This window comes from Mycobacterium sp. (assembly GCF_035603715.1).
Taxonomy (GTDB): domain Bacteria; phylum Actinomycetota; class Actinomycetes; order Mycobacteriales; family Mycobacteriaceae; genus Mycobacterium.
The window spans coordinates 1-7,366 of sequence record NZ_DATNJW010000378.1 but is presented as its reverse complement, the minus strand read 5'-3'; the positions used below and the strand labels follow the sequence as shown (position 1 = coordinate 7,366).

Sequence of the window (7,366 nt, the reverse complement as noted above, 5' to 3'; positions counted from 1 at the left end):
GCACCACCTGTTCCAGCCGCTGCTTTATCAAGTTGCGACGGGAATACTGTCCGAGGGCGAGATCGCCCCTGCCACCAGGAAGGTTCTCGGCAACCAACGCAACGCCGACGTAATGCTCGGTGACGTCGTAGAGATCAATCTGGCCGGGCGCTACGTGGTTGCCGAACTGCTCGGGCAGCGCTACCAGACCGCCTACGACAGCCTGATCGTAGCGGCCGGCGCCGACCAATCCTATTTCGGTAATGACCATTTCGCGGAATTCGCGCCTGGCATGAAAACCATCGACGATGCGCTGGAGGTGCGCGGGCGCATCCTCGGCGCGTTCGAGCTGGCGGACCGGACCAGCGACCCGGCGCTCCGCGAGAAACTGCTGACGTTCACCGTCATCGGCGGGGGCCCTACCGGGGTTGAGCTGGCCGGGCAGATAGCCGAACTGGCGGCCCAAACCATGAAAGGTGCATTCCGCCATATCGACTCGACCCAGGCGCGGGTGATTCTGCTCGACGCGGGTCCTGCGGTTCTGCAGCCCATGGGCGCACACCTGGGCAGCAAGGCCCAGGCGCGACTACAGAAGATGGGTGTCGAGATACAGCTCGGCGCAAGGGTCGTCGATGTCGACCGCGACGGATTGACAGTCCAGGACCACGATGGCACCACCCGTCGCATCGAATCGGTCTGCAAGGTGTGGTCGGCCGGGGTGGCCGCCAGCCCGCTCGGTCGGCAGATCGCCGAACAAGCCGGTGCCGAGGTCGATCGGTCGGGCCGCGTGAATGTGTTACCCGATTTGACCGTTCCTGGACATCCGAACGTGTTTGTCATCGGTGACATGGCCTCGGTCCCAGGCGTTCCCGGCATGGCCCAGGGTGCGATCCAGGGCGCAAGGTACGCCGCGCGCGCCATCAGGGCCGAGCTCAAAGTGGACGCCCCAGCCATCCGCGAACCGTTCCACCGTGCCGCACGCGAACCATTCCACTATTTCGACAAGGGCTCCATGGCCACCGTTTCGCGGTTTTCAGCGGTCGTCAAAATGGGCCGACTGGAAGTCAGCGGCTTCCCGGCCTGGGTGGCGTGGCTGCTTCTGCATCTGGCCTATCTGGTCGGCTTCAAAAGCAAGGTCACCACGATCATTTCGTGGACAACAACCTTCCTGACGATGAACCGGGGCCAGCTCACTATCACCGGTCGTCAGGCATTGCCACCGGGTGGCACCGCCCCGTCGACCCCATCCCAATCAGCGGCCAACGCCGCATAACACGACAAGGAGCGACCAATGAGTTTCACCGTACCCGCGGACTACGCCAGCCGCCCGGTAGCCGTCATCGGCGCCGGCACACTCGGACGGCGTATCGCTCTCGTCTTCGCCGCGCACGGCGCCCACGTGACGATCTACGATCTTGCCGAAGCCCAACGCGACGCTGCGATCGACTATGTGACGCAGGAGCTTCCGGCGCTCGCCGACCGACTTCCGGGCGTGAGCCCCGGTCAGGTCTGCACCGAGGCCAATCTCGGCGAGGCGGTCGGCAAAGCGTGGCTGGTCATCGAGGCGATTCCCGAACGGCTCGAGCTGAAGAAACAGATGTTCGGGCAACTCGACGAGCTGTCGGCCCCTGACGCGATCCTGGCCAGCAACTCGTCGTCCTATGCCAGCCGGATGTTCTTGGACAACGTGCATCATCCCGAGCGGGTGCTGAACATCCACTTCTATATGCCGCCCAAACAGACCGCGGTCGATGTCATGTCCTGCGGGCAGACCGACCGCAAGGTGATCGAGTTCGTGAAGGCGACACTGCCACTGTTTGGGCTCCACCCATTCGAAGCGCGGAGGGAGAGCACCGGTTTCATCTTCAACCGGGTATGGGCAGCGGTGAAGCGGGAAAGCCTCGAGGTCGTCGCCGAAGGCGTGTCCACACCGCAGGACGTCGACCAGATGTTCCACATCAACACCGGGTCGGCCGGGCCCTTCCGAATGATGGATCAGGTCGGCCTGGACGTCGTGCTGGACATCGAAGAGCACTACTGCGCCGAACACCCCGAGTATCCGGAAGGACCACGCCGGCTGTTACGCGACTACATTCAGCAAGGCCGGTTGGGAGTCAAATCCGGAGCCGGGTTCTACGACGACTATCCACGCCCGGGGGCGTGAATCAATGGTGCTGTTGCTTCAGGAAATTCAAGCTATTGGCGCGATGGCAACCACTATCGGCGTGCTCACCGCGCTGTACATCGCCGTTATTCGTGATCCCCGGAAAGCCTCTCAAGAACACCGACACCATCTAGAGCGGATGGACGCGCTCCACCGGGTACATATGGACCGTGTCGAGGCTCAGGCGCGAAAAGTCGTGCCGTCCCGCGGCCGAATACCGATCTTCGGCGACTTGTGGTGGACCGTCAGAGTCGACAACGCAAGCAACACTATGGCCAGCATTGTTGCGGTCGATGTCAAAGCATTGGACGCCAACGGGTTTGAAGTACCGGGCGGCTGCCGGCCAGCCAGCCGAAACGTTCCGTTCGATGAGGCCTTCGACCGGGCCGCACGTGCGGTACAACTCGAATCGCTGCGAGATGGATCCCATCAACACGGCAGTGACCTGGTGCCGGTGCTCAAGCAAGCGATTCGAGACACTCTCGCAGGTCACCTCGTCAAGCGGTGGCCGCGGATGCTGTCGCCGAATCAGTACGCGGTGATGGCCTACACGACAACCGACCCGAGTTATGAGCTGTGTATCACGCTCGAGTACGAAGACGAAGACGGCTATCGATGGCGGCGCACCGATTCCGGCCAGCCGACACGGACGGATCGAGAACTCTTCATGTCAGATTGACGTCGCTGACGTCAATGGACACCATGAGATCCTCGGCAATGATCCGGCCGTCGGCGTCGCAGCGGTACGCCCGTCGCCTGGACGGCAGCTTGATCCCGTCGGCTTCCACGATGTCGTAAACGTATTGGATTGCCGCGAATCCGCCGGCGACGTCAACCCGGTAGTCGTGACGGCGCAGCAGGAAGTCGCTGCCGAAATAGAATTCCTGCGTCTGGCTGTGAGTCGCAAACCGATCCGGAAACTGCGCCTGTAGACCGAACCAGCGTTCCCCATTGTCCTCGATCGGATCCAACTCGGTGACCGTCAAGCCCGGCAGCGCCATGAAGAACGGGGTGGTCAAGTAGGTCCACAGCGCATAGCCGTTGAAGTAGGCGCGCTGCAGTGGGTCCCACGGTGTCGTCAATTCATGCCCCGCGAATGATTGTCGCGGATTGACGCGTTCGGCTACCACGCGGCCGTCCAGCTTCTCGATGGCAACGCGTTGCGGTGTGAAGTCGGTTTTTTGATCCGCCGCACCGAATGGCTGCACCGATGCCCACTCTCGGTGCAGCGCAACAGTCATCCGTCGCGGTGTCGGATCTTGCGGCTGACCCTTGATCTCCCACAGCTTGCCGCCGCTGATGATGGTCGCCTCGATGATCCCGAATGTGCGCCACCGCTCCAGGCCTCCGTGCGCCGCGATCACGGCGTTGAGCAGGTCGGTCACCACTATCGGAGCATAGGTCGGCGACGCGGCATCCGGCCCGCTTCAGCGAGATCGAACTGGAGCCTTCACGTCGTCACCGGGTCGAACCGAAACACTGCGATGCGGCCGGCCAGCGCTTCGAACTCATCGGGCGTTCCGTCGGTCACCATCCCCGAACTCTTGGCGAAGGCGACGCCGACCGGGACCTCGACCGGGAAAATCCGAAGTATCGGGCGAGCTTGTGCCGCAGTCAGTTCCACGATCCTGACCGATCGCGACCGGCGGCCTCTGCTGAGCGTGCCGGTGCCGGCCGCCCGTGCGTTGGCAGCCCAGTCCGCACCGGGATAGCCCGCCACGACATAGAGGGCACCGTCGACGTGGAACGGCGTCATCGGCGTACTGCGCGGCTTACCCGACTTGCGGCCGGGCACCGTCAGCACCATGGCGGGCCCAGTCGGTACGCCGAGTTTCTGCACCGCGATCATCATCTTGTTCATCGGTTTGAGGTACCGCGGTGGACGTGGATCGGACATGGCCTGGCTCCTTTGCTATTTCGTGAACAGGTGGCGGTGATCGGAAACCCACCGGGCGAACGGGGTCGCCGGCTGGCCGGTGATCTTTTCGATTTCGCGGGTGACCAACGCCGGCTTGTCGACGGCGTCAGCCAGCATCGAGGTGTACGCATCGGCGAATTCGGCGCCCAGGCCGATGGCGATGAAGCGCTGTCGCACCGCATCGGGCGGGGCCTCGAGATACCGCAGCGGACGACCGAGCACGGTACCGATGACGTCGACCAGCTCCGCGTTGGTGAGCGCCTGCGGCCCGGTCAGCGGGATCCGCTGGCCGACAAGCTCATCGGTGAGCAGCGCGTGCGCGCCCACCGCGGCGATATCGGCCTCGACGATCGGAGCGCTGGACGCCTGGGCGTAGGGCCCACCGACGACGTCGCCGGCTTGAATCTGCGCGCCCCACATGCCGGCGAAGTTGGTTGCGAAGACCGAGGGACGCAAGCTCACCCAGTCCAGGCCGGAGTCGACGGCCAACTGCTCGACTTCGAGGTTGCGGTCGCCGCGCACTCGCGAGGGCTGCCGCGAGAAGTCGTCGTCGGCGTTGATCGCCGACAGCGCCACCAGCTTCCGCACCCCGCTGTGTCGCGCGACGGCGACGACGTCGGCGAGGTGATCGCCGAGGGCTCGCGAATTGAGGAACACGGCCGACGCCCCGGGCAGGGCATCGATGGTTGCACTCACCGCTTCGACCCCGTCGGGGAACGCGGCGACCTTCGGCGTGCGGGTGACGGCCCGTACCCGCGTACCTGCGGCGGCGAGCAGCGACACGAGCGGTCGGCCGACATTGCCGGTCGCTCCGGTTACAACGATGGTCATGGTGGCCTCCTGGTCAGCGTTCTTTTCTTCAAGGACGGGCCGGGAGATGGGAAAGTTACAGCAGCAGCTTGTAACTTTTCGCCCACCCAGATCGTCGTGAACACATGAGCCGACCGCAGTCCGAGGACCAGGTCACCCAGGCCTGGCGGCAGCATCGCCCGTACCTGGTCAACCTGGCGTACCAGATGCTGGGTGACGTGGGTGAGGCCGAAGACGTTGCGCAGGAGGCATTTCTGCGGCTCTCGCGCGCCGACATCACCGCGATCGACGACGTCCGCGCCTGGCTGACCGTGGTTGCCGGCAGGCTCTGCCTCGATCAGGTGCGCTCAGCGCGCTCACGTTACGAGCGGCCCGAAGACATCGGTACCGAGGTGGCCGCCGTCAATCAGTCCGGTCGCGTCGATCCGGCCGACCGGGTGACCCTGGACGACGAGGTCCGTACGGCGCTATGGGAGGTGCTGCGCCGACTGAGCCCCGGCGAACGGGTCTCGTTCGTGTTGCACGACGTCTTCGGTGTTCCCTTCGATGCCATCGCCGAGACGGTCGGTCGCCCGGTGGGCACCTGCCGTCAGCTCGCACGACGGGCCCGGACGAAATTCGCTCTCGGACAACCGAAGCCGGGCGAGGTGTCGACGACCGAACACCAGCTCGTCGCCGAGCAGTTCATCACCGCGTGCGCCAACGGCGATCTGCAGGCGCTGGCCGCGGTGCTCGACCCGACGGTGTGGGGAATCGGCACCGTGCTCGCCGACCCCGCCCCGCCACCGCAGATCAACCACGGACCGCACAACGTCGCCGTCAACCTGCTGCGCTACCTGGGACCCGGCGCCACGGTGGTCAGCGGTCCGGCCGGCCAGCCCGTGCTGTTGGCGTTCGCCGAGCGACGGCTGTTCGCCGTCATCGTGCTGACGATCCGCGATCATCGGGTGACCAAGATCGAGGCCACCGCGGACCCGTCAGCGCGTGCCTAGCGCGCTTCGCGCGGGCTTGCCGGCCGCGCGGCGAAGAACCCGGCGATCGTCGCGGAGATCTCCAGGAATCTGCTCCGCGTCGTGCGAGCCAGCTCGCTTCTGACGTCGATGACCCCGCCGGGGCGCAGGTGCGGGTCGAAGGGCACCTGCACCACCTTCTGGCCGCGTTCGACAAACTGGTTCGCCAGTAGCGATCGGTGGCGCTTGTCCGAATGACCGTCGGAGTCGTTGAGCACCACCACCGTGCGGTTCAGCAGGCCGCTACGGCCGTGCGACGCCAACCATTCCATCGTCTGCGCCGCGGCCCCGGCGCCGTCCGCCCACGGCGACGACACCACGATCAGCGCATCCAGGTCGCTGAGCGCCTCCTGGGTCACCGGCGCGTCCATCGTGGAGCCGCAGTCGACGATCGCGATGGTGAAATGGCGGTCCAGTCGAGAGGTGGCCTCGCGGTACAGCGCGGGATCGAGCACCCGTCGCTGCCCCGCCGTCTGCTCGCCCACCAGCACGTACAGACCGGCTGCATTGCTGCCGACGCGGGTGCTGACGTCGGCGAAGGACCGAAGGTCTTTGTCGGCGGCGATCTCCCAGTACGAGCCGTTGGTCCGCGGGTCGATTCTGCTGCCGAGCCGACCGAACGCGGTGTCGGCGTCGATCGCGACGACACGGTCCTGGCGGCGAAGCTCGGCGAAGATCGAGCCCACGCTGGCGGCGACGGTGGTCTTGCCGACACCACCTTTGCCCAGCACCCCCACCTTGTAGTTGCCCCGCAGTGTCGCCCCGATGGTGGCTTCGTGGGCGGCGTCCTGCTTTTCACGGGCCGACGGGCCGGGGTTCACCAGACCGAAGGTGGCCTTGTAGACGATGCGGCGCCAGCCGTAGCTGGGACCGGGCGGGCCGGCCTGGCGGCGTTCCCGGTCACCCCGGGGCGCGAAATCGAGTTCGCTCCACGACCGCGGCTCAGACGGGCCGGCGGGGCGTGGGGGAGGGGGCCGCTGCGGCGCGAAGTCGCGGTCGCTCCACGACGGTCGCTCTACCGGGCGTGGGGGAGCCGGCGGCTGCGGCGGGGCCGGAAGGGGCTCGCTGGTCTGCGGGCGTGGCGGCGGCCCCGCAGGCCCGCTCTGCGGTGCGGGTCGCAACCGGTCGCGCAGGAAATCGTCAGGCTCGCTCATGAGCTCGTCGAGCGCGACACTACGCGGATGCGGTGGGCGGCCAAGCTCATGGATTTCATCGTAGAGCCGCCGTGGCCGGCCCAACGCCACCTCCGCCGATCCCGCAGGTCAGGGGCATCGATGCGCGGCCTCGGCGAAAAAATATCGGGCAACTTTTGCGCGGGGTCTCCCGATGCCCGGTTCTCCTCGGCCAATATGCGCGATGTCCGGCGCTCGATGAGCGCGTAGAGCCTCGCTGCCACGCCTTTTGGTGACCTGCGTCACCCGCTGCACCCGTTGATTGTGAGGCGCGGGGGTTTTCGCGACTTCCTTCGACCGCCATCACAGCAAA

General features: G+C 65.7%; 8 protein-coding genes. 4 read left to right on the top strand and 4 right to left on the bottom strand.

Going from position 1 to position 7,366, the window contains the following annotated elements; all coding sequences use genetic code 11:
• From VN856_RS15715 to VN856_RS15705, 3 genes are all read left to right on the top strand, one after another.
• On the top strand, positions 1-1,252 hold a 1,252-nt coding region (locus VN856_RS15715; protein ID WP_325690607.1), incomplete at its 5' end, for an NAD(P)/FAD-dependent oxidoreductase.
• An 18-nt stretch (positions 1,253-1,270) separates the two neighbouring features.
• Positions 1,271-2,143, top strand: coding sequence for a 3-hydroxyacyl-CoA dehydrogenase family protein (locus tag VN856_RS15710; RefSeq protein WP_325690605.1), 873 nt, complete (start codon positions 1,271-1,273; stop codon positions 2,141-2,143).
• 43 nt (positions 2,144-2,186) lie between these two features.
• Positions 2,187-2,822, top strand: coding sequence for a hypothetical protein (locus VN856_RS15705; RefSeq protein WP_325690603.1), 636 nt, complete (start codon positions 2,187-2,189; stop codon positions 2,820-2,822).
• Here VN856_RS15705 and VN856_RS15700 read toward each other — a convergent pair.
• The 3 genes from VN856_RS15700 to VN856_RS15690 all read right to left on the bottom strand — a co-directional run bounded on the left by VN856_RS15700 (position 2,809) and on the right by VN856_RS15690 (position 4,892).
• Positions 2,809-3,531, bottom strand: coding sequence for a hypothetical protein (locus VN856_RS15700; protein ID WP_325690601.1), 723 nt, complete (start codon positions 3,529-3,531; stop codon positions 2,809-2,811). The genes VN856_RS15705 and VN856_RS15700 overlap by 14 nt on opposite strands.
• A gap of 62 nt (positions 3,532-3,593) precedes the next feature.
• Positions 3,594-4,040 carry a nitroreductase family deazaflavin-dependent oxidoreductase gene (locus VN856_RS15695; RefSeq protein ID WP_325690599.1) on the bottom strand — a complete coding sequence of 149 codons (447 nt, stop codon included), beginning with the start codon at positions 4,038-4,040 and terminating at the stop codon, positions 3,594-3,596.
• 15 nt (positions 4,041-4,055) lie between these two features.
• The gene (locus tag VN856_RS15690; RefSeq protein WP_325690597.1) at positions 4,056-4,892 is read right to left on the bottom strand and encodes an NAD(P)H-binding protein; all 837 of its coding nucleotides are present in this window, start codon (positions 4,890-4,892) and stop codon (positions 4,056-4,058) included.
• 104 nt (positions 4,893-4,996) lie between these two features.
• Between VN856_RS15690 and sigI the strand changes: the two genes are divergently transcribed.
• Positions 4,997-5,863: an RNA polymerase sigma factor SigI gene (gene sigI, locus VN856_RS15685; RefSeq protein ID WP_325690595.1), complete on the top strand. Its 867-nt coding sequence runs from the start codon at positions 4,997-4,999 to the stop codon at positions 5,861-5,863.
• Here sigI and VN856_RS15680 read toward each other — a convergent pair.
• On the bottom strand, positions 5,860-7,035 hold the full coding sequence (locus VN856_RS15680; RefSeq protein WP_325690593.1) for a MinD/ParA family protein: 1,176 nt from the start codon (positions 7,033-7,035) through the stop codon (positions 5,860-5,862). The genes sigI and VN856_RS15680 overlap by 4 nt on opposite strands.
• Between the last annotated feature and the right edge of the window lie 331 nt (positions 7,036-7,366).